At 33.3% G+C, this 20426-nt stretch carries 19 protein-coding genes, 4 tRNA genes and 1 pseudogene; 14 read left to right on the top strand and 10 right to left on the bottom strand.

The window, feature by feature from the left end; genetic code table 11:
* Nucleotides 1-91 precede the first annotated feature (91 nt).
* The 4 genes from CF599_RS13500 to CF599_RS13485 form a co-directional block, all read right to left on the bottom strand.
* A complete protein-coding gene (locus tag CF599_RS13500; RefSeq protein ID WP_121966539.1) occupies nt 92-541 on the bottom strand; it encodes a hypothetical protein in 450 nt (149 codons plus the stop codon).
* A complete protein-coding gene (locus CF599_RS13495) occupies nt 538-951 on the bottom strand; it encodes a helix-turn-helix transcriptional regulator (protein ID WP_121966538.1) in 414 nt (137 codons plus the stop codon). The genes CF599_RS13500 and CF599_RS13495 overlap by 4 nt, the downstream gene beginning before the upstream one ends.
* Nucleotides 935-1342, bottom strand: a complete 408-nt coding sequence (locus CF599_RS13490) for a hypothetical protein (RefSeq protein ID WP_121966537.1) — start codon at nt 1340-1342, stop codon at nt 935-937. Before CF599_RS13490 ends, CF599_RS13495 begins: the two co-directional genes overlap by 17 nt.
* Nucleotides 1343-1658: 316 nt before the next feature.
* Entirely contained in the window at nt 1659-2231 is a 573-nt protein-coding gene (locus CF599_RS13485; protein WP_121966536.1) for a hypothetical protein, read from the bottom strand.
* A gap of 160 nt (nt 2232-2391) precedes the next feature.
* Here CF599_RS13485 and CF599_RS13480 point away from each other — a divergent pair, with 160 nt between their 5' ends.
* Nucleotides 2392-3519: an FAD-dependent monooxygenase gene (locus tag CF599_RS13480; protein ID WP_121966535.1), complete on the top strand. Its 1128-nt coding sequence runs from the start codon at nt 2392-2394 to the stop codon at nt 3517-3519.
* A gap of 308 nt (nt 3520-3827) precedes the next feature.
* Nucleotides 3828-5036, top strand: coding sequence for an NAD(P)-dependent oxidoreductase (locus tag CF599_RS13475; RefSeq protein WP_121966534.1), 1209 nt, complete (start codon nt 3828-3830; stop codon nt 5034-5036).
* Nucleotides 5037-5103: 67 nt separating this feature from the next.
* Here CF599_RS13475 and CF599_RS13470 read toward each other — a convergent pair whose 3' ends face one another.
* Nucleotides 5104-7374: an FUSC family membrane protein gene (locus CF599_RS13470; RefSeq protein WP_121966533.1), complete on the bottom strand. Its 2271-nt coding sequence runs from the start codon at nt 7372-7374 to the stop codon at nt 5104-5106.
* Nucleotides 7375-7519: 145 nt separating this feature from the next.
* Here CF599_RS13470 and def point away from each other — a divergent pair, with 145 nt between their 5' ends.
* From def to CF599_RS13450, 4 genes are all read left to right on the top strand, one after another.
* Nucleotides 7520-8107, top strand: coding sequence for a peptide deformylase (gene def / locus CF599_RS13465; protein WP_121966532.1), 588 nt, complete (start codon nt 7520-7522; stop codon nt 8105-8107).
* Nucleotides 8108-8170: 63 nt separating this feature from the next.
* On the top strand, nt 8171-8590 hold the full coding sequence (locus CF599_RS13460; protein ID WP_121966531.1) for a DUF5606 domain-containing protein: 420 nt from the start codon (nt 8171-8173) through the stop codon (nt 8588-8590).
* A 75-nt stretch (nt 8591-8665) separates the two neighbouring features.
* Entirely contained in the window at nt 8666-9436 is a 771-nt protein-coding gene (gene mazG / locus CF599_RS13455) for a nucleoside triphosphate pyrophosphohydrolase (RefSeq protein WP_121966530.1), read from the top strand.
* Nucleotides 9437-9863: 427 nt separating this feature from the next.
* Nucleotides 9864-12038 carry a S8 family serine peptidase gene (locus tag CF599_RS13450; RefSeq protein WP_121966529.1) on the top strand — a complete coding sequence of 725 codons (2175 nt, stop codon included), beginning with the start codon at nt 9864-9866 and terminating at the stop codon, nt 12036-12038.
* A 65-nt stretch (nt 12039-12103) separates the two neighbouring features.
* Here CF599_RS13450 and CF599_RS13445 read toward each other — a convergent pair whose 3' ends face one another.
* Nucleotides 12104-12754: a hypothetical protein gene (locus CF599_RS13445; RefSeq protein ID WP_121966528.1), complete on the bottom strand. Its 651-nt coding sequence runs from the start codon at nt 12752-12754 to the stop codon at nt 12104-12106.
* A gap of 112 nt (nt 12755-12866) precedes the next feature.
* Here CF599_RS13445 and CF599_RS13440 point away from each other — a divergent pair, with 112 nt between their 5' ends.
* Nucleotides 12867-13709 (top strand): S9 family peptidase, encoded by an 843-nt coding sequence (locus CF599_RS13440; RefSeq protein ID WP_121966527.1) that lies wholly within the window; start codon nt 12867-12869, stop codon nt 13707-13709.
* A gap of 78 nt (nt 13710-13787) precedes the next feature.
* Here CF599_RS13440 and CF599_RS13435 read toward each other — a convergent pair whose 3' ends face one another.
* From CF599_RS13435 to CF599_RS13425, 3 genes are read right to left on the bottom strand one after another with little or no spacing between them, the layout of a single operon-like run.
* Nucleotides 13788-14825, bottom strand: a complete 1038-nt coding sequence (locus CF599_RS13435; protein WP_121966526.1) for a heme A synthase — start codon at nt 14823-14825, stop codon at nt 13788-13790.
* A 4-nt stretch (nt 14826-14829) separates the two neighbouring features.
* Entirely contained in the window at nt 14830-16266 is a 1437-nt protein-coding gene (locus CF599_RS13430) for a CCA tRNA nucleotidyltransferase (RefSeq protein WP_121966525.1), read from the bottom strand.
* Between the two features lie 22 nt (nt 16267-16288).
* Nucleotides 16289-16858, bottom strand: coding sequence for an L-threonylcarbamoyladenylate synthase (locus CF599_RS13425; protein ID WP_121966524.1), 570 nt, complete (start codon nt 16856-16858; stop codon nt 16289-16291).
* A 437-nt stretch (nt 16859-17295) separates the two neighbouring features.
* On the opposite strand from CF599_RS13425, the gene CF599_RS13420 reads away from it, so the two are divergent.
* The 7 genes from CF599_RS13420 to CF599_RS13390 all read left to right on the top strand — a co-directional run bounded on the left by CF599_RS13420 (nt 17296) and on the right by CF599_RS13390 (nt 20242).
* Complete coding sequence (locus CF599_RS13420) at nt 17296-17718, top strand: PaaI family thioesterase (RefSeq protein WP_121966523.1); 423 nt, start codon at nt 17296-17298, stop codon at nt 17716-17718.
* Between the two features lie 116 nt (nt 17719-17834).
* Nucleotides 17835-18893, top strand: coding sequence for a chorismate-binding protein (locus CF599_RS13415; RefSeq protein ID WP_121966522.1), 1059 nt, complete (start codon nt 17835-17837; stop codon nt 18891-18893).
* Between the two features lie 118 nt (nt 18894-19011).
* Complete coding sequence (gene bshB1 / locus CF599_RS13410) at nt 19012-19728, top strand: bacillithiol biosynthesis deacetylase BshB1 (protein WP_121966521.1); 717 nt, start codon at nt 19012-19014, stop codon at nt 19726-19728.
* A 79-nt stretch (nt 19729-19807) separates the two neighbouring features.
* A tRNA-His gene (locus CF599_RS13405) sits at nt 19808-19881 on the top strand.
* Nucleotides 19882-19904: 23 nt separating this feature from the next.
* Nucleotides 19905-19978 (top strand) — tRNA-His (locus CF599_RS13400).
* 26 nt (nt 19979-20004) lie between these two features.
* Nucleotides 20005-20078 (top strand) — tRNA-His (locus CF599_RS13395).
* A 90-nt stretch (nt 20079-20168) separates the two neighbouring features.
* Nucleotides 20169-20242, top strand: a tRNA-His gene (locus tag CF599_RS13390).
* Nucleotides 20243-20333: 91 nt separating this feature from the next.
* On the opposite strand, the pseudogene CF599_RS19885 reads toward CF599_RS13390, so the two are convergent.
* Nucleotides 20334-20426, bottom strand: a pseudogene (locus CF599_RS19885) (transposase); the annotation flags it as partial.

Genomic DNA, 20426 nt, shown 5'->3' with positions numbered 1-20426 from the left:
TTCCATAACTATTTGCACCTTAATATATCTGAATGTATTAAAAGTAAAAAGCCCAAACTATACTATTGAGTTTGGGCTTTTTATTTTATAATTAATCTTCTAATCCGAAGACTTTTTTTGGGTCAACTATGGGTAAAAAGAATTTATCTCTATAAACAGTACTCGATAGTTTAGAAGCTAATAAAGCTCTAGCGTGAGAATGAGATAGTGAATATAGTTGAACTAAGAATTCTGGTGGGAAATCATACGAATCATCCTCTTTATTTAGCATTTCATCTAAACCATTGATAATAAAACTTGTTATTCCTGTATGCTTGATTAGTGAATCTTCAGTTTCTTTTTCAACTACATTTGTTTCTATATGAATAGTTACTATAGATTTTTCGTTGTCAACTTGGATTTGGACTCCCATATCAACGCGTAAACTTTCATTGTCAAAAAAAACTACTTTAATTTTCTCTTCTTCTATTTCTTTGAATTCAAACTTTGTAGATTGAATTTTAGTTATTTTATATCCTAGAACTATATCCTTTTTTTTCATATTGCGAGTACTACTTTATAAAGCGTTGATTGATTTAGTTTAATGACTTTAGTTTCTTTTGTTTTCTTTGTAAGAACGATATCAGAGAAGTCATTAAATAAAGTAATACTATTCTGATATCCCGTGTGTTTTGCTAAATATTTTTGTTTTTCTATAAGAGTAAAATCAGGATACATTCCTATTTTTAATGCTATTTCAATAATCTTATTAATGGAGAAGTTAATCTCACCATCATTTAATATTTGAGAGATTCTTCCTTTGCTTAATTGTAACTCATCTGCTAATTGGGTTCTATTTAAGTTATTACTCTCCATATAATTAATTATAGCATCGTATAACACCCCATTCACACTCTCAATCCAGTATGATGGTTCCTTTAAAATCTTTTCTATTTTACTTTTGCTGTTCATCTTTATATGCTTGTATTGTTTTTATGGCATTATTAATGTCTTTGGTCTGATCATTTTTTTTACCTGCAGTGACAATTATACGCCCTGTTCTTTCTTCATGGAATATATAAACTCTAAGGATTCCGGCTTTCGCTTCATATAGTTTAGTCCCTTGAAGTTTTTTCTCTTTACCTTTAATTTCTCTAAACTTAGTCTCTGGTTGCCTCAATAAATTAGAAGAGTTTTCTATAATCCTAATCAGTTTAGCTAAGTCAGAAGTATGATTACCTGTTGCTTCAATTTTTTGAATGTACTTTTCAAATGAACTTATACCATACTCAAATAATTCATAAACCTTTATTTTAGTTTGATGTGGTATATTTTCAGACAAATGTAGTGAATATTTTCTCATTTGTTTAGTTATAGCTAAATAAGTGCTTTTCCGATTAAGTTATTATCAGACAACAATTTATATAATTCTTTTAATCACATTGTAAATTTTTTGTAATCAATATGTTATATAAAAGTATTTACAGAAAGAGCTAATAGATCGTTTACTAATGGACAGGTCGTATTAGGGGCGCTATGCTTAATTAGGAATTGTGCCTACGGCTATTAGATTACATTATTTCATAACTATTTGCACCTTAATGTGTGAATGTATTAAAAGTAAAAAGTCCAAACTCAGTAATGAGTTTGGACTTTTAAGTAATAAGCGGTTTTCTTTTTCAATTAAACTTTAATTCGACAGTATATAAAATGGAAACTTCTATAAGGTTATACTCCTTATCATAGACAGGAGAGTAGATGTAGACATATACATTGTCTTTAAATTTGGTTAGTGGAATATGCTCATAGCTTGATAAGTTATTAAGCACTTTAATCGTTCTATTACCTACCCATTTTTGTGCATTTCCTTTAGGATTCTTATCAAAGCGATGATCGTTGGTACTAGTATAGTACCAATAACTAGGAGATTCATCAGATATAATCAACTCCTTGTTAGGGTTAAACATTTCGTCTGCAAAAGCAGTACTTTCAAACCAAGGCACTTCTAAATCAGCTTCTCCTATAGCTGAACGATACAGGTCTTTATCAAATGTAGCTCCTATAAGAAAACTCTCTATGTTATTAGAAGTTACTTCAAAAGTGAATTCATTGCTCTTAAGATGAACTACTCCATTTTGGTTAGGAACGACTACACCATTTTGTTTGACTTGTATCTGAATGTTGCCTTCTTGTGCCCAACTGCTTACTTGTGTAATAAGTAGTAACAATAAACTAAGACCTAATTTTCTCATATTCGTTTTATAGATTGTGAATGTTTCTGAAGCAAAAGTAGTGCATTGAAGGCTAGATTTATTCGCTGTAAATAGGGATATTTGGATAACATTTATTCTAGGTTCATATTAGCTGATATGATTTGTAAAAGAATATAGTATAAAGAGTAATTTTGTAGATATGGAAGTAGCAATAATAGGAGGGGGGATTGCCGGATTAACGATGGCTATTGCCTTAAAAAGGGCTAATATTCCCTTTGTGATATACGAAGCCACTAAAGAGATAAAACCTGTCGGTGCTGGGATAGCGATAGCTAATAACGCTATGCAGGTGTATCGACATCTAGGTGTGGCTGATAAACTTAGTGATAAAGGAACTCGTATCTCTAATGTGCTACTGACAGATTTTAGTCTGAATATATTAGATCATACAGATTTGACGCCATTTGAGCAACAGTATAAGCTCGCTAATGTAGCAATACACAGAAGTCAATTGCACCAAGTCTTACTTGGAGAATTAGAGACTGCTGATATTCTATTAGATAAGCGATTAGAAGAGATTACGTGTAATAATGAAGGATTATATCAACTTGCTTTTAAAGATGGCTCAAAAGCTACTCATAAGTTCATTATAGGGGCTGATGGTTTACGTTCACAAGTACGTCAACACATCTTTGGAGAGAAGCCATTGAGAGATGCTAAACAAGTTTGTTGGCGTGGAGTGCTTGACTTTGAGTTACCTCAGAAGTATGAACATGTAGCTTTAGAAGGTTGGGGAAGAGGTAAGCGATTTGGTTTTGTCAAGCTAGAGGAGCATGTTGTCTATTGGTACTATCTCGTGAACGAATCTATTTATAAAGAAGGTAGCCCGTTAGATAGTTATCTGTCAGGCTGTGATCCTATGGTTAGAAAGATGATACTTGATACACCTAGCGCTAGTATATTCAGGGATAAGATCTATGATTTACCCTTATTAGACGAGTGGTATAAAGATAAAGTAGCTTTAATAGGTGATGCAGCGCACGCCTCTACGCCTAACTTAGGGCAAGGAGCTTGTCAAGCCATAGAAGATGTCTATGTGATTAGCAAGCTGCTAGAGCGTTACTCACTAGAGGAGTCTTTAGCTAAGTTTACTGCTATAAGACGTTATAAAGCGCATATGATAGTTTGTGAAAGTTGGAAACTAGGAAAGGTGGCTCAGTTTAGCAATCCACTCTTAGCAGGTATGAGAAACACAGTGTTTAAGATGCTTCCTGCCTCATTAAAGAAAAAACAGTTAGTAGCTATGTTTGAGTTGCAGAAGGTGTAGGGGTTGCTAAATTATATATCGTAATATAGCTTCCATTCTTCCTACTGAGTGCTAAATCTGTGCAGTATAAGTGAACAATTCTAGCTCCACAGGCTGTTTTCAGCAAGCATACTTCATAGAATGGGCACTTATAGCTCAATCATTAAGATTAGTTGGATACTACTAATAGATTCAGTTTTCAAATATGTCTTATACTAATCGAAGTTTTTATTTATTGAATAGTTGTGTAACTCCGAAATAATTCTATATTTGGAATACCAAGAAAAAACCAAACAAACAAAAACTGTTTATTAACCAATAAATAAATTATGAAATTAGGAATTATTAAAGAGAGGAAAACACCTCCTGATAGGAGAGTTGTGCTTTGTCCACAGCAGGTTAAAAATGCTTTAAATAACCACAAGGAGCTAAGTATCAAAATAGAGCCTTCTGATATTAGAGTTTTTCCTGATGACAATTACACAGCTCTTGGATTAGAACTATCATCAGATTTGAATGATTGTGATGTTCTATTAGGAGTGAAAGAAATCCCTGTTGATAATCTTATACCAAATAAAACTTATGTCTTTTTTTCGCACACAATAAAGAAACAAGAACATAATCGCAAGCTATTAAAAGCTTGCTTAGACAAGAACATTACATTAATGGATCACGAAACATTTGTAGACGGTAAAAACACAAGGATTATTGGCTTCGGAAGATATGCAGGAATAGTAGGTGCATACAATACTTTTAGAGGTTTTGGATTAAAATACGAGCTTTTTAATTTAGCTAAAGTGGAGACTTTACTTCACAAGGAAGATTTAATTTACAGATTAAAGAAACAATATTTTCCACCTATTAAGATTGTTCTTACAGGTCATGGTAAAGTGGCTAATGGAGCAATGGAGATTTTAGATGGAATGAAAGTTAAAAAGGTCTCTATAGAAAACTTTTTAACGCAGAAATACGATAGACCTGTTTATACTCAGATAGGTGTAGAGGATTATTATAAGAGAATAGATGGTACGAGTGCAAGCAAACAGGATTTTTATGACAACCCTGATTTGTATGAAAGTAACTTTGAACGATTCTCTGAAGTAGCAGATATATTAATGACAGGGCATTTCTTTAAGAAAGGATCACCTGTAATTGTTACAAAAGAAATGCTTAATTCACCTAAGAATCAAATTAAAGTAGTTGGTGATATCTCGTGTGATGTAGATCACGGACCTATAGCGAGTACGTTAAAAGCATCAACTATAGCAGAACCGTTCTTTGGTTATCACCCTGGTAAAGGAACAGAGGTAGAGTTCGATCATCCTGCTGCTATAACAGTTATGTCAATAGACAACTTGCCTTGTGAGTTACCAAAAGATGCAAGTGAAGGCTTCGGAGAAATCTTCGTAGAACAAGTACTACCTGCCTTCTTTAATGGAGATAAGGATAAAGTATTAGAAAGATCTACAATAACTAAAGGAGGAAAGTTAACAGAGAAATTCGAATATCTACAAGACTTTGTAGATGGAAAAGAATAAGTCTAAAATCTTTATATTCAAAAGGGGATGCACACTGTGCATCCCCTTTTGATATTCCTATAAGTTATTAAGGTATAATTTTTTTTCTTAAAGAGCTTAACATTGATGAGTCAGTCTCTTCTTTGTGTTTCATTGTCGCTATGCTAGCAGTGATTTTAAATATCTTCTCAGACAAGCTTGATAACCAAATCAGTTGTTCTATCACTAGAACAGATTCTTCCATTAGATCTTGGATTTGCTTGTCATCAGAGTACGTTTTCTTTAATTCGTATTCACGTATACCCTTAAGGTAAGAGATACTTAGATTAAAGTTCTCAGTGCGTTCTATGATTGTTATATTCTCATTGTTATGATCTTCTAATAAAGCGATAGTCTGCTTTAAATTGCCAATGGTATAATCCATTACAACATTAAAAGCTTCTGAAGCTTTGGTTGTTGTATGAGATTGAACATAAATACCGATCGAGGCAGCTGTAGATAGAAAGGTATGATTAAGTACTGCTAATTCATATAGTTCCGTTCTATATTTCTGTTTCGATTTAGGTTCTTGAATCATCCTTTGGAAAGACGCCATTAAGTTTCCTATCTCAATAAAGGCATACTTTCTCGCTAATTTATAAGGTAGCGTTACTTCTCCTTTTTCATTATAGTATAGAGTGATTTCCTTTACATATTCTTTATTTGCTTCAATTGACTTCTTTAAATGCGTATTTAGGTTTAAGAATTCCCATGATGGCCATAGTAGATAATTAGCAGCAAAGGCTAGTAATGCCCCAATGATGGTATCAATAATTCGATAAATCATTACATCCATAAAGTTAGGTGTAAGTAGTCCGTATATTAAGACTACATACATGGTTATGAAAGTAACTCCTACTTTATAATCTGTGTGAGAAAAGTAATAACCTATAATCATCGTTAATACTGTGATATAAGCGATGACAGTACTATTAGGAATAATATAAAGTAACCCGATAGCAAGTAACCCTCCCACGACGGTACCTATGACACGTTCGAAAGATCGCTGTTTAGTCAGACCAAACCCCGGTCTCATAATCACTACAATGGTAAGTAATATCCAATATCCGTTCAGCAAATTAAAGAACTGACTAATAATCAGCCCTGCTAGAATAGTTAAGGTTAGTCTTAAAGCATGTCTAAATATCGTAGAAGTAAAGTTTAAGTTCTCTTTTAATGTCTCGAATCTATAGTGAACAGGAGTTAAGAACTTCTCTAAGTCTTTAAAACGCTCTTCTACATCTGCTACAAAAGCTTTCTCAATCAATGTCTTTTCTAGAATATGTATCTTGTTAATCTGATTTTCTGCATAGTGTAATACATTAGAGAACATCACAACGGCTTCTACCATATTACTAGATTCGCCATTCTTTACGAATTCATTAAGTGCAGTTTGTATTTCAGCAAGTTCACTAGATAAGTCATATTTTGATTTATACTTAGTTCCTAAATTGATAGAATAACCTATATGATCTATAGTGTCTGAGAAGTGATATGCTAAGCGTTGATAGCTTTTGATAATCTCAGGATTACTTTTAAATAATTCGTGTAATTTACTGTGCTCAAAAGAGGTAGATACGGCTACTTCAAGTATTTCTACAAGAGTGGAGAAGGCTACTAATAGTCTACGATTATTAGAAGAGTTGCCTGTATTGGCTTTATTTCTTACTAAATAATCTCTTAGATTCTCATGTACTTCATTTAAGCTAATCTGAATCTTTAATTGCTCTTCAGTTATCTTTTCAACATTGGCATCTACTTCCCATAACTGGCCTCTATGTTTTAGATACTCTGCTGTTAACTCCATACATTCTGATGTCTGAAGCACTACATAGCGTCTAGGACGTAATAGATTAAAAATTAAAGAGACTACTAAATAGAGTAGTCCTCCTATTAATAACATCAGACAGTGCATTAATAAAGCTTTCCCGCTATAACTGTGTGCTAATCCTAAACTAGCTGCTAATAGTCCTGTAAAGGAAAGCATATTAGCACGGTGTCCATAGACTGAAATCATACTCAAAGAGAAGAAGACAAAGACAAAAATAGGGTAGAAGTACCAATGACCATTAGTAATAGATAAGGTAAAAGTAACAGCAGGTACTGTAAAGGCACCTACTAATAGCCCTATAATCTTATCCTTTTTATTACTAGGAATATCTACGGGAGCAGTTAACATAGCACCAATAGCTGCTGCAAAAGCCCAATCAAATGCTTCGTAAGGCATTAATATTAAGAAGGGTATGACGGCGGAGATAGTAATTTTTAAAGAATCTGCAAGATGGGTGTTATCTGTGAATTTTCTAGCTTTTCCTAGCATGGGTTATAGAAACTTTGATTTTAATTAAATAATAGGACTTTTTACTTAGCAATATAACACAAATAAGACATCAAAAATAATTTGGAGTGTTATTTATTCATTTATTTTTGAGTATTTTTGCACCTTTAGAATAAAATAATAAGACATGATATTATCAATAGTTGGATATGGAGATTCTGTTTTACGTAAAGTAGGAGAGGACATTACTAAAGATTATCCAAACTTACAAGAGTTAGTGGCTAACATGTATGATACGATGTATACAGCACATGGAGTAGGACTAGCAGCACCACAGGTAGGATTGCCGATTAGGTTATTTGTTGTTGATACAGCTCCTTTCGCAGATATGGAAGGGAACACTGAAGAAGAAACGGCATTCTTAACTACATTTAAGAAGACTTTTATCAACGCGAAGATCCTAAAAGAAGAGGGTGAAGAATGGACTTTTAATGAAGGGTGTTTAAGTATTCCTGATATTCATGAGCCTGTTAAAAGAAAACCTAAGATTCAGATAGAATATTTTGACGAGAATTTCGTTAAGCATATAGAGGAGTTTGATGGTCTAGCTGCACGTGTTATTCAACATGAGTATGACCACATCGAAGGAATCTTATTTACTGATAAAATTTCTGTGTTAAAGAAGAAGTTGATTTCTAAGAAGTTAAATAATATTTTAGAAGGAAAAATATTTACTGACTACAAAATGAAATTAAGTAAGAAAAAAGGTAGATAAATAAATTGATTATTAATAACTATTTAAGATATTTGCGATTCTTAAAGTAAAATTTAGAAAAAGATGAGTTTAGAAAAAGTTTTAGCTATTTCGGGAAAACCAGGTTTATATGAGTTACTAGTACAAACTCGTACTGGATTTATCGCTGAATCATTGGCTGATGGAAAGAAAAGTACTGTAGGATTAAGAAATAATGTTAGTTTACTTTCAGAGATTTCTATTTACACATACAGTGATGAAGTAAAATTATTTGAAGTATTTAGAAACATTGCAACTAAAGAAAGTAATGGTGAAGCTATTTCTCACAAAGCGGATAATCCTGCATTAGTAGATTATTTCAGAGAAGTATTACCAGAATTTGATGAAGAGAGAGTATATGTTTCTGATATCAAAAAAGTACTTAACTGGTACAATATTCTTCAAAAAAGAGGAATTATTGCAGAAGCTTTTACTGCAGCTGCTGTAGAAACTGAAGCAAAATAATCGATAAGAATTATATTTGAAAAGCTCGCTTTGTATAAAGCGGGCTTTTTTTTATTTTTATAAAAAAGTATTACCATGCATACACGTGAAGAACAATTACAAGCTGTAAGTCGTTTACTAGATATACTAGACGAATTAAGAGTCAAATGTCCTTGGGATAAGAAACAAACTTTTGATAGTTTAAAGAATCTTACTGTAGAAGAGATGTACGAGTTAGTAGATGCTATTACTGAAGGCGATACAGATGAAATGAAGAAGGAATTGGGAGATTTGCTTATGCATATAGTATTTTATGCTAAAATAGGCAGTGAGCAGTCTCTGTTTGACATTAAAGATATAGCTGATAGTATTTCTGATAAACTAATCTTTAGACATCCTCATATCTATGGAGATGTAAAAGTAGAGTCAGAGAAAGAAGTATTAGAGAACTGGGAGAAACTAAAACTTAAAGAAGGGAATAAATCTGTGCTAGCTGGTGTTCCTAAGGGGCTTCCTGCATTGATTAAAGCCTACAGAATTCAACAAAAGGCAAGTGGTGTAGGCTTTGATTGGGATAATATGAAAGATGTTTGGGCCAAGATAGAGGAAGAATTAGAGGAGTTTAAGGTAGAAGTTCACGCTGAGGATAAAGATAAGATGGAAGATGAGTTCGGAGATATTCTTTTCTCTTTAGTTAATTATGCTCGCCATACTGGTATAGATCCAGAAAAAGCACTTGCAAGAGCTAATAGTAAGTTTATTCATAGATTTAATAAAGTAGAAGAGATAGTAAACCAAGAAAATGGTGGTTTCGACAATGTAAATGCAGAGTTACTAGATAAGTATTGGAATATAGCAAAGAAGTAAGAATAATATAGATATTAGATAAAGAAGTCCGCCTTGTTTCAAGGTGGACTTCTTTGATTTATATACAATTGTATTGTGCCATTGTCATACACTGACATTCGTATTTTATGCATATTATTTACATAAAAATCTAAAAATATATTTGTATTGAAAATGTTATTGAAAAAGGTATACTTTCTACTACTAAAACTACAACAATGCGTAATGCCTTTAAATATAAGGGTTTTAAATTCTGTTATATGGCATAAATAGATGACACAATATGACAAGTTTACATATAGAGAATTACGTGTCTAAATATAAAAGTGTTACAATATTCAAATATTGTGAACTTTTAATGAAGTAAATAAAACAATTTCTATGACGTTAACATTAATAGGCACATACTTTGAATTATGTAATTCAACAACATAATATCCTCAAAGCCATGAAAAAACTATTAAACCTAATCGTATTTTGCTTTTTTGGAATGTCATTTGCTCAAAATGATACTATTGTCAACAAGGCAACAGGTGATGATAAAAATCGAAATGAAAGTGAGATTTTGTCTGATCTAGAAAAAGAACGTTTACTTCGTCAAGAGAGAATCAGAAAAGTAGTAGAAGAAACTAAAATTCCCTATAGCTATATTACTACTTCTGGTGAGTATCATGAGATAGTAGACGTCTATCCTGATGGAACCCCTATTTATTATCAAAGTTTTAATAGTAGAGCACAAGATTTATCAAGGATAACTACTATTAAAAAAGGAGGGAAGTATCACTTAGATTTAACTGGAAATAGAGTACTACTTGGCGTTTTTGACGCGACTCCAACTTTTAAGAGACATGATGAGTTTAGAGATAATATTAATAATATTCATATAATGTCTGAAGTTGTAACAGATCAAGCTTCTTTAACTGAAAGAAGAAAATTTCAAACAGCACAAGAGCATTCTACCCATGTCACAGGAACTATTATAGCTAAGGGAATAGATAGTGATGCAACTGGAATTGCTCCTAATGCAATATTGTATTCTTATAACTGGAGGGATGACGAAATTAATATGAGATGGTTAGCTTTTACAGGTGGAGTTACGAGTAATCACTCTTATGGAACAACATTAGTTAGTAGTAGTGGGAAGCTTCTGGTTGACAAAAACATTATAGGAGCTTATGATTGGAAAGCAGAAGCCTTTGATAGAGTAACTTTTAAATTTAAAAATTACTTACCAGTAGTTGCAGCAGGTAATTACCATAGACATGCTGATCTTCTTAATTATCCAGGGATGGAGTATAATAATCTTGCAGGTATTGCTACAGCAAAGAATGTATTGGTAGTAGGTGCAATAGAAGAGTTTGGTGGGTTAGATGATCTTAATAGCGTGAATATTGCAGATTTCAGTAATTATGGTCCCACTAGAGATTTTAGAATTAAACCAGATATTGTAGCTCGTGGTGTTGGAATTTACTCTCCTATTAATGATTTTTCTAAGACAGATGATTATACGCTTAAAACTAATAGATATACTTTTCTATCAGGAACATCAATGGCTTCTCCTGTAGTTACTGGGACAGTAGCACTATTTCAAGAGTGGGCTCAAACAAACTATGGAAATCAATTATGGGGTGCTTCTATAAAAGGTTTATTTATCCATACAGCGTACCCTATAACTAAAGTAAGAGATCATAAGACTGGTCAAGTGAAATATCTTGGTGAAGGTCCTAATGCTATTTATGGTTGGGGAGCTATTGATGCGGATAAAGCAATGAAAGTTTTGCAAGACAGCAAAGAAAATAAAAGTTATATCATAGAAAGTGAACTGAAGTCTAAAGAAACTAAAAGATATATCATTGAGAATACTCATAGAAATAATGATATAGAGGTAACATTGGTTTGGGCGGATCCAGCTTTTGTTTTCAACTATGGGCTAGTTACTGCTGGGATATATAAAGATGCTCTTATAAATGATTTAGATTTAAGAGTAAAAGTCAATGACAACGAATATTATATGCCATGGGCATTAAATAAAGATCTGAATAACCTAACAGCAAAACAAAAAGATAATGATGTAGATAATGTAGAGAGAATTGCTAAAAAGCCACTTCCTACAGGTGAAAGTGAAATTATCATTAGTACTAAAGAACAAATTGTTATGGGCTCTCAAAGTTATGCATTGATTATCACCTCTAAAGAACCTATTAAAATCAAAGACGTAATAGAACACTCTGGGGCACAGGATCAACTTATGAGTGAAGAAGATGTATATCGAATCGAGAACCCTAATGATGGTGCTTTGGCTAAAATAGATGATAATAACAACTCTCTTTTAGGAGGAGAAAACAGTACTTCTAGTGAAAAAATAGAGCCTATACATGAGGAGAAGATAGATCTTATTGTTTGGCCTAACCCAGTAAAAGATGTAGTTCACTTTGATTATGATGAAACAGAATTAACTCTATATGAGTTACATGTGTTTGATATGAATGGAAAACTTATTCGCTCAGACTATGATTTGGATGAAAAAGAAATTCCTGTTAATCAATCAGTACCAAAAGGATTCTATGTCATGAAAATTCTAACAAGTAAAGGGATTGTTGTAAAGAATTTAGTAAAACAATAATCTAATAAAGAAAGCTCCATTCTTGGTTGTGAATGGAGCTTTTTCTATTAATAAGTATTATAGCGTTATTTCTTTTTTTCCTTAGGTAAACTATCCGCTTTAGTTTGTTCTTCAGCTTTTTTCTCATGTTCACTCATTATCTTCATAAATGCTTCCTGCTGAGCTTCCATATCTTGTTGCATAGTCTGCATTAATTGCATAAAATCTTGAGCAAAGAAATCTTCTAATTCTTTGTTTGATTGCTCTGAGTATAGCCCTCTCGCTGCTTGGGGATCATTAGCTGTATTTACATACTGGCGATTCTGATTAGAAGCACTACCTAGCTCTAGATAACGATCACCAGTCTCATTCTCTTTTATTTTTACAGTAAAATCACTAATGCCATTTGAATTGAATTCTGATTTTTGTTGAGAAGAGCCTCTCTCATCTTTAAATTGAGTCTTTAGAGAGATGATTTCTCCTTTATCATTGCGTTTTATATTTGAGAAAGTAAGGTTAGCAACCTTTTGATCATTAACTTCTTTTTTTATCAGCTCTAATTCAGTATCTTTAGTATTCTTATTAATATGGTACTCTATTGTTGTACTCTTAATTTTTAAACTTTCCTTCTCTTGTGCTGTTGCACTAGTAGTAACTAAGATTAAAACAAGGCAGATTGACAATGTTTGAATGGAAATAGTTTTAATAGAATTAAATAATCTCTCTAATGTATTCATAAAAATAAAGTTTTAAGTGTAATAATTCTTTTTAGGTTGTTATACGAATTTAGCTATTAAAGGGTTAAACTAAGCTTAAAACAATCTTTTTAGAATATTAAAAATTGCTGATATGAAAATTGACTTGATAAAAAATGAAATAATTATAAATGGATCATCTAGATCTTTTCTTTCTGACTATACTTATCCTAAGGGAGGTAAAGCATTGCCTTTAGTTATCTTTTGCCATGGTTATAAAGGGTTTAAGGATTGGGGAGCTTGGGATAAAGCGATGGATTATATAGCGGAGTCGGGATGCTATGTTGTGAAGTTTAATTTCTCTTTAAATGGAACTACTTTAGAGAACCCTAGTGAGTTTGATGATTTAGAAGCTTTCGGACGTAATACTTATTCACAAGAACAAAATGACTTGACTGCTGTTATCGATCATTATAAAAATAAACTAGAAGTAGATAAGGATAATATATATCTTATAGGACATAGTAGAGGAGGTGGAACAGTGATCTTGCAGTGTTATTATAACCCTGATGTAAAAGGGGTTATTACTTGGGCAGGTGTGGCAGGCTTTAAAAAGAGATTTCCTAGAGGAACTCGATTTGATAATTGGAAAACAAAAGGAGTATTTTATAGTGAGAATGGAAGAACTAAGCAGCAGATGCCACATTACTTTACTTTTTGGGAAGATTATAAAGAAAATGAAGCAAAGCTTAGCATTCAGAAAGCAGCTCAGAATCTAAAGAAACCTACATTGATTGTTCAGGGAACAGAAGATCCTGCTGTGCCGCTAAAAGAAGCTCAGTTACTACATCAATGGATATCAAACTCATTATTAGATATAGTGGATGGTGCTGATCATGTATTTGGCTCTAAACATCCTTATGAAGAAGATAAACTACCTAGACATTTAGAACATGTCGCTAAAGCTACAAGTGAATTTATTCATGCTACTAAGTAATAAAAGGAGTTTATAAAAACAGCTAGGGGTCTTTAAATTATATAATTTAAAGACCCCTAGCTATATAAATCAAGTAAACTAATCTAAGTTACTTTTACCACTGTAATAACACTTTCTTGATTCTAATATCAATTGGAATTGAATTCCGAATAGAATAGACGCTAATACTAAATGCGCTGCTTGCGTTCCAAAAGGGAAGTGTACATAGTACATCATTATTCCTGTGAATATCTCTAGTATCAACATAATCATTACCCACTTCATCTTGTCAAAACCTAAGTTCAAACTCCTATTGATATAGAATAAATACATGTTTAAGAACAAGATTAAGAATGAGAAACTACGGTGAATATAGAATTCTACAGTAGGACTATTTAACCATAAATACTCGTTTCCAATTCCTGCTTGTACTTGTTCATCTATAAACTCACGTACTTGGGTTCCAAGTACTACTTGAGCAAGAGTAAAGATTAGAGATATAGCTAACAATGTTCTAAATGTTCCATTGTATTTCTTAATTTCAGTTCCTTTTTTAGCACTTTTGATAATACCGATAATTATCGCTACGATTACTAATGCCATCACCATGTGAATAGTGATTTTAATAGGGTTTAGCACAGAATAAACAACTGTAGCTCCTAACCAAGCTTGGAATCCCATTAAGAAAACTACTAACCAAGAAGCAAATACAAGTCCCTTGCGATCTCTCCAAAATCCAAAAGACGCAATAGCCATAGCTACACAAACTACCCCTGCTAATGCTCCGGATAATCTATTTATATATTCTACCCAAGTATGACTAGGGTTAAACTCTGCATAGTCATGACGAGTATATTTCTCCCAATGACTTTCTTCATAAGTAGCCGAAGTAGTGAAAGTATCTTTTGCTTTCCATAGACTTTGATCGTGAATGATCATTTGTCCTTTTTCATACTCTCTATTCGGTTCCCATGTGATTGCTTGTTCTTCTGTAGGGGGGATGTAGTATCCAAAACACTTTGGCCAATCTGGACAGCCCATTCCTGAACCTGTCATTCTCACTGCCGCACCTGCTAATATCACTATGTAAACTAGTATAAGCGATGCTTTAGCCAATGGCAAAAAATAGTTTCTCATATTTTTATTTATTATTTACGATTTCAAGTCCCATTTTAGATGCTTTACTTACCATAAACTCATAAGCTGCATCATATTCATTAGGGATAACACCTTCTAGGATAGCTTCTTTAATAGCCTCTTTAATCATACCGATTTCACGACATGGCTTTAAATCATAAAGTTCCATAATTTCCTCTCCGGTAATAGGAGGTTGGAAGTTACGTACATGATCGCGTTCTTCTACCTCTACGATCTTATCTCTAACGATCTTAAAGTTATTGTGGTATTTCTTAAACTTAGAAGGATTCTTTGTTGTAATATCTGCCTCACATAGCGTCATTAAATCTTCTACATGCTCTCCTGCGTCAAAGACTAATCTACGCACTGCAGAATCTGTCACCTCTTTCTGAGCTAAGACTATAGGTCTAGAACTCATAATAACCATCTGCTGTACGAACTTCATCTTTTGATTTAACGGCATGTGTAATCTCATAAAGATCTTCTTTACCATTTTACCACCTAAGAATTCGTGTCCATGGAATGTCCAACCTTGTTTCTTAGAGAAGCGTTTAGTAGGTGCTTTACCGATATCGTGTAATAACGCTGACCATCTTAACCATAGGTCATCTGTATTCTCACAGATATTATCTACTACCTCTAGTGAGTGGTAGAAGTTATTCTTATGTGTATGCCCTTCTATCTCTTCTACTTGATTAAGCGCTGTTAATTCAGGTAAGATCAGATCTAGTAATCCTGTTTTATATAACAACAAAAATCCTTTAGAAGGCTTTTTAGACATTAGTATCTTATTTAGTTCATCAACTATACGCTCTCCTGATATAATCTCTAATCTCTTGTGATTCGTTGTTATAGAATCTAGAGATCGCTGTTCTATCATAAAGTCTAGTTGAGAAGCGAAGCGAATAGCTCTCATCATACGCAGTGGATCATCAGAATAAGTAATATCTGGATCTAATGGTGTGCGTATAATCTTATTTGCAAGATCCTCTACACCGTTAAATGGATCTACTAACTCTCCATACGTACTCTTCTTTAACGATATCGCTAAAGCATTGATGGTAAAGTCACGTCTGTTTTGGTCATCTTCTAAAGTACCATCCTCTACTACAGGTTTTCTGCTTTCGAAGTGATAAGACTCTTTTCTTGCACCGACAAATTCGATATCGATATCGTCATAGCGAAGCATAGCTGTACCATAGTTTTTAAAAACTTGTACTTTAGGTTTATTAGGAAGTAATTCAGAAACTTTAAGTGCTAATTCGATACCGCTGCCTACAGCTACGATATCGATATCTTTCTTAGAATCTCTTTTTAATAAAAAATCTCTTACAAATCCGCCAATTACATAGCTGTCTACATTTAAACTCTCAGCTGCTTTAGAGATATATTCAAATATAGGATGTGTTATGGCTTCTTTATATATTGGGGTATCAGTCATAATATATTCAATAGGTGAGTGACTATTTTCTAATGATAGTTACTTGGCTATTTGCTTTTAATTTAATAATAGTTGAAGGAGTAGTTGGTTTAGTATCTTGTTGACGTAGGTTCACTACATAGTCAACACCTTCTATAATTTCTTTTGTTATCTCGCTAAAGTTACGAGGTGTAGGATAACCGCTAACATTAGCAGAAGTAGATACTAAAGGTGATTTCATTTTCTCTATCAATCTAAAGCAGAATGGTTCCTCTGTAATGCGTATCCCTAGCGAATTATCTTCAGAGATAATCTCTTTCGCTACATACTTGGGATTGTCTAATATTAAAGTAGTTGGTTTTTCAGTACAGTTTAGTAAATCCCATGTTACTTCAGGTGGTGAGCTAAACACTTTGTGAAATAATCTCTCAGTCGTTAATACGATCATACTTTTAGACTCAGCACGGTTCTTAAGTGCATATATCTTTTTGACTGCTTCAGGATTATTAGCATCGCATCCTATTCCCCACACTGTATCAGTAGGGTATAAGATTATACCACCATTTTTAATGACTTCGTATGCTTTAAAAACTTCTTGTTGGATATCTTCCATTATATTGTTGTAAATAGTATCGTTAAAATCAAGGGAGTAAAATTACTAAAAAAATAGGATAGTAAGAACTGATAGAAGTCATTAAAAACACAGAGTATGCCTAATTTGAAACAATTATAATATTTTTAAGAAATCAACAGTTATTTTCCTTTAATTTTAAACCTTAAAACTGTAGATAACGTTTAAACGAGAATGAATTGTACAAAACATAGTAAGATTAGTGATTAAAGCACACTCTAGTGTGGTTTTAGAGCTAATAGAAGCTATGTAAAGTAGAATTCATTCGCAGTAAATGGTAGTTGCAGATTTAAGGTTAAACCCTCAGTACAGGTTAGATATCATTAATATATGTAGACATAATGCCTTGATTTATAAATAAATAAAAGGTTTTAACTGCATATCTTGCCTTTTATACCTTAATCCTAAATAAGTAGAATATGAAAGATTTAAATAAAGAAGAACTATTAGCAATGTATGCAAAGGTGTGTAAGAACACACTGATGGAAACATTAGAAATAGAATATATAGATGCAGGTCCAGACTTTTTAGTAGCGCGTATGCCTGTTAATCCTAGAGTACATCAACCTATGGGACTATTGCATGGAGGAGCATCTGTTGCATTAGCAGAGAGTTTAGGGAGCGGAGCTTCCTTAATGTTAATAGATCCTGCTAAGCAAGAAATCAGAGGAATAGAGATATCAGCTAATCACGTAAAGAGTAAGCGTGCAGGATACGTTATCGGTACAGCTAAACTACTTCATAGAGGGCGTACACTGCATCTATGGGAAATTAGAATCACAGATGAGAATGATGTATTAGTCTCTATATGTAAGATTACGAACATAGTTATTGATAAATAATTTAAAGTGATTTTGTTATTTTGGTTTTTTGTGATGAGGATGATGCAAATTTAAGAGTGTAATCCGTGGAGCAAAACAAAATAATAAACTCATAGAAGAACAAAATCACATAAAAGATGTATTTATTTAAATGTTTAGCAAAACAATATAGTGATAATAAGCCTTTTGCTGTTTATCGCAAGCCCAATTCTAAGACAGCAGTAGGATTATTCCAAAAGACATATACTCTTCATCCTGTTGAGACCTTTGAAGAACAAGGTTTTGTATTTGCGCCATTTGCTGATGGTAAGCGATTTTATATACCATTAGTAGAATCTGCTATCATAAAAGAAGAATTAAACGAGATTATAACTACACTAACTGAAGTTGCACTTGATTATAATGATCTAGTAGCAAAGCAAGCTTTTGAAGATCTAGTTACGCGATGTGTTAAAGCGATTAAAGAGGGGGAGTTCGGAAAGGTGGTACCTTCTCGTAAAGAGAGTATTCCTTTTAAAGTAGAAGACTTAGGTCAACTATTCAATAAGCTATGCAGTATATATCCTACAGCTTTCTGCTCTTTAGTATATCACCCTGAAATAGGACTGTGGATGGGGGCAACTCCCGAAACATTATTAGCTGTAAATGGCAATACATTAAAGACTATGGCATTAGCAGGCACACAAGTTAATCATGGACAAACTGAAGTAGAGTGGGGGATTAAAGAAAAAGAAGAACAGCTATTCGTTACAGACTTTATAACAGATACATTAAGACCATTCTCAGACCAAATTAGCACTTCAGAACCTTACTCTAAAAGAGCAGCTAAAGTGATGCATATTTGTACAGATATTACAGCTACTTTAAAGGATGAAAACCTTAAATCAATAATTGAAGCACTTCATCCTACTCCTGCTGTTTGTGGGATGCCAAAGGATGTTGCTCGTGATTTTCTTGTAAAAGAAGAGGGATATGATAGAGGCTACTATGCCGGTTATTTAGGAGAACTAAATTGTAATGTAGAAGCTGAAAATACGGAAGAAACAAATCTATTCGTAAATTTGCGTTGTATGAATATTGAAACAGATAAAGTGAATCTGTATATCGGATGCGGAGTTACTATTGATAGTGATCCTACAAGCGAATTTATAGAGACTGTCAATAAATCTTCTACAATGAAGAAAGCGCTAATTTAATTACAAATTAGGAATTGTTGGCTTTCTATGGATTGAATACAACAATGAGGCAGATTTGCAATCTGTGACAGGAAAATACAACATCACAAAAAAAACAGAATAACAAAAAACAAAAACAGTGAAATTAGATATATTAGCATTTGGAGCACATCCTGATGATGTAGAATTAGGTTGTGGAGCAACGATAGCAAAAGAAGTATCATTAGGTAAACAAGTAGGGATAGTAGATCTTACACAAGGAGAACTTGGAACAAGAGGATCAGCTGCTATTCGAAAAGTAGAAGCAACTAATGCTGCTGAAGTATTAGGAGTGAATGTAAGAGAGAATCTAAAGTTTAGAGATGGATTCTTTGTTAATGATGAAGCACACCAACTAGAGATTATTAAGATGATACGCAAGTACCGTCCTGAGATAGTACTGTGCAACGCGATTGACGATAGACATATTGATCATAGTAAAGGGAGTAAAGTAGTCTCTGATGCGTGTTTTTTATCAGGTCTTAGAAAAATAGAAACTTCTATAGATGGAGTAAACCAAGAGGCATGGAGACCTAAAGTTGTTTATCATTATATACAGTGGAAAAATATAGAGCCAGACTTCGTAGTAGATGTAACTGGCTTTATGGATAAAAAAGTAGCCTCTGTAATGGCATATAGTACACAGTTTTTTGATACGAATTCAAAAGAACCAAGTACACCGATTACCTCAAAAAACTTTTTAGATAGCATTACCTATCGTGCGCAGGACCTAGGCCGACTAATTAATAAAGATTTTGCAGAAGGTTTTACAGTTGAAAGGTATTTAGCTGTCAACACATTAGAAGATTTGATATAAAATTGTTGTAAAAAAGTCTTGAAAAAGCTTGCAGGGTATAGAAAAATCGCTAAATTTGCACTCGTTAAACAGAAACATGGTAGCTATAGCTCAGTTGGTTAGAGCGCTTGATTGTGGTTCCAGAGGTCGTGGGTTCGAATCCCATTAGTTACCCTATTATTACACTGTTTAACATGGTAGCTATAGCTCAGCTGGTTAGAGCGCCGGATTGTGGTTCCGGAGGTCGTGGGTTCGAACCCCATTAGTTACCCTAAATAAAAGTACTATCGTTATATGGTAGCTATAGCTCAGTTGGTTAGAGCGCTTGATTGTGGTTCCAGAGGTCGTGGGTTCGAATCCCATTAGTTACCCTAAGTACTTTTATTGAAATTAAGATTAAACCTAGAATGAACAGTAAGTATAATAACGAAATATAGTTATTGTGAAGTTCTTAATACATGGTAGCTATAGCTCAGTTGGTTAGAGCGCTTGATTGTGGTTCCAGAGGTCGTGGGTTCGAATCCCATTAGTTACCCTTTAAAAAAAGGCATTCATTAATTTGAATGCCTTTTTTTGTGCTATAAATAGTCTAATCCCATTTTAGGGATCAATCTCAAAAGTTGTGTTTATGCATAAAGTTTAGTCAATCTGTATAAGAAGAAGTCAATATCTCTTACTCCTCTAAATTGAGCCCTGAATGCTTTAATTTTGGCATTAAA

This window comes from Myroides sp. N17-2 (assembly GCF_002286775.1).
GTDB lineage: Bacteria > Bacteroidota > Bacteroidia > Flavobacteriales > Flavobacteriaceae > Flavobacterium.
This window is presented reverse-complemented; position numbering and strand designations above follow the sequence as displayed.

Coding starts and splice junctions, on each gene's coding strand:
- CF599_RS13500 (WP_121966539.1), bottom strand. CDS start 541: ATGAAAAAAAAGGATATAGTTCTAGGATATAAAATAACTAAAATTCAA.
- CF599_RS13495 (WP_121966538.1), bottom strand. CDS start 951: ATGAACAGCAAAAGTAAAATAGAAAAGATTTTAAAGGAACCATCATAC.
- CF599_RS13490 (WP_121966537.1), bottom strand. CDS start 1,342: ATGAGAAAATATTCACTACATTTGTCTGAAAATATACCACATCAAACT.
- CF599_RS13485 (WP_121966536.1), bottom strand. CDS start 2,231: ATGAGAAAATTAGGTCTTAGTTTATTGTTACTACTTATTACACAAGTA.
- CF599_RS13480 (WP_121966535.1), top strand. CDS start 2,392: ATGGAAGTAGCAATAATAGGAGGGGGGATTGCCGGATTAACGATGGCT.
- CF599_RS13475 (WP_121966534.1), top strand. CDS start 3,828: ATGAAATTAGGAATTATTAAAGAGAGGAAAACACCTCCTGATAGGAGA.
- CF599_RS13470 (WP_121966533.1), bottom strand. CDS start 7,374: ATGCTAGGAAAAGCTAGAAAATTCACAGATAACACCCATCTTGCAGAT.
- def (WP_121966532.1), top strand. CDS start 7,520: ATGATATTATCAATAGTTGGATATGGAGATTCTGTTTTACGTAAAGTA.
- CF599_RS13460 (WP_121966531.1), top strand. CDS start 8,171: ATGAGTTTAGAAAAAGTTTTAGCTATTTCGGGAAAACCAGGTTTATAT.
- mazG (WP_121966530.1), top strand. CDS start 8,666: ATGCATACACGTGAAGAACAATTACAAGCTGTAAGTCGTTTACTAGAT.
- CF599_RS13450 (WP_121966529.1), top strand. CDS start 9,864: ATGAAAAAACTATTAAACCTAATCGTATTTTGCTTTTTTGGAATGTCA.
- CF599_RS13445 (WP_121966528.1), bottom strand. CDS start 12,754: ATGAATACATTAGAGAGATTATTTAATTCTATTAAAACTATTTCCATT.
- CF599_RS13440 (WP_121966527.1), top strand. CDS start 12,867: ATGAAAATTGACTTGATAAAAAATGAAATAATTATAAATGGATCATCT.
- CF599_RS13435 (WP_121966526.1), bottom strand. CDS start 14,825: ATGAGAAACTATTTTTTGCCATTGGCTAAAGCATCGCTTATACTAGTT.
- CF599_RS13430 (WP_121966525.1), bottom strand. CDS start 16,266: ATGACTGATACCCCAATATATAAAGAAGCCATAACACATCCTATATTT.
- CF599_RS13425 (WP_121966524.1), bottom strand. CDS start 16,858: ATGGAAGATATCCAACAAGAAGTTTTTAAAGCATACGAAGTCATTAAA.
- CF599_RS13420 (WP_121966523.1), top strand. CDS start 17,296: ATGAAAGATTTAAATAAAGAAGAACTATTAGCAATGTATGCAAAGGTG.
- CF599_RS13415 (WP_121966522.1), top strand. CDS start 17,835: ATGTATTTATTTAAATGTTTAGCAAAACAATATAGTGATAATAAGCCT.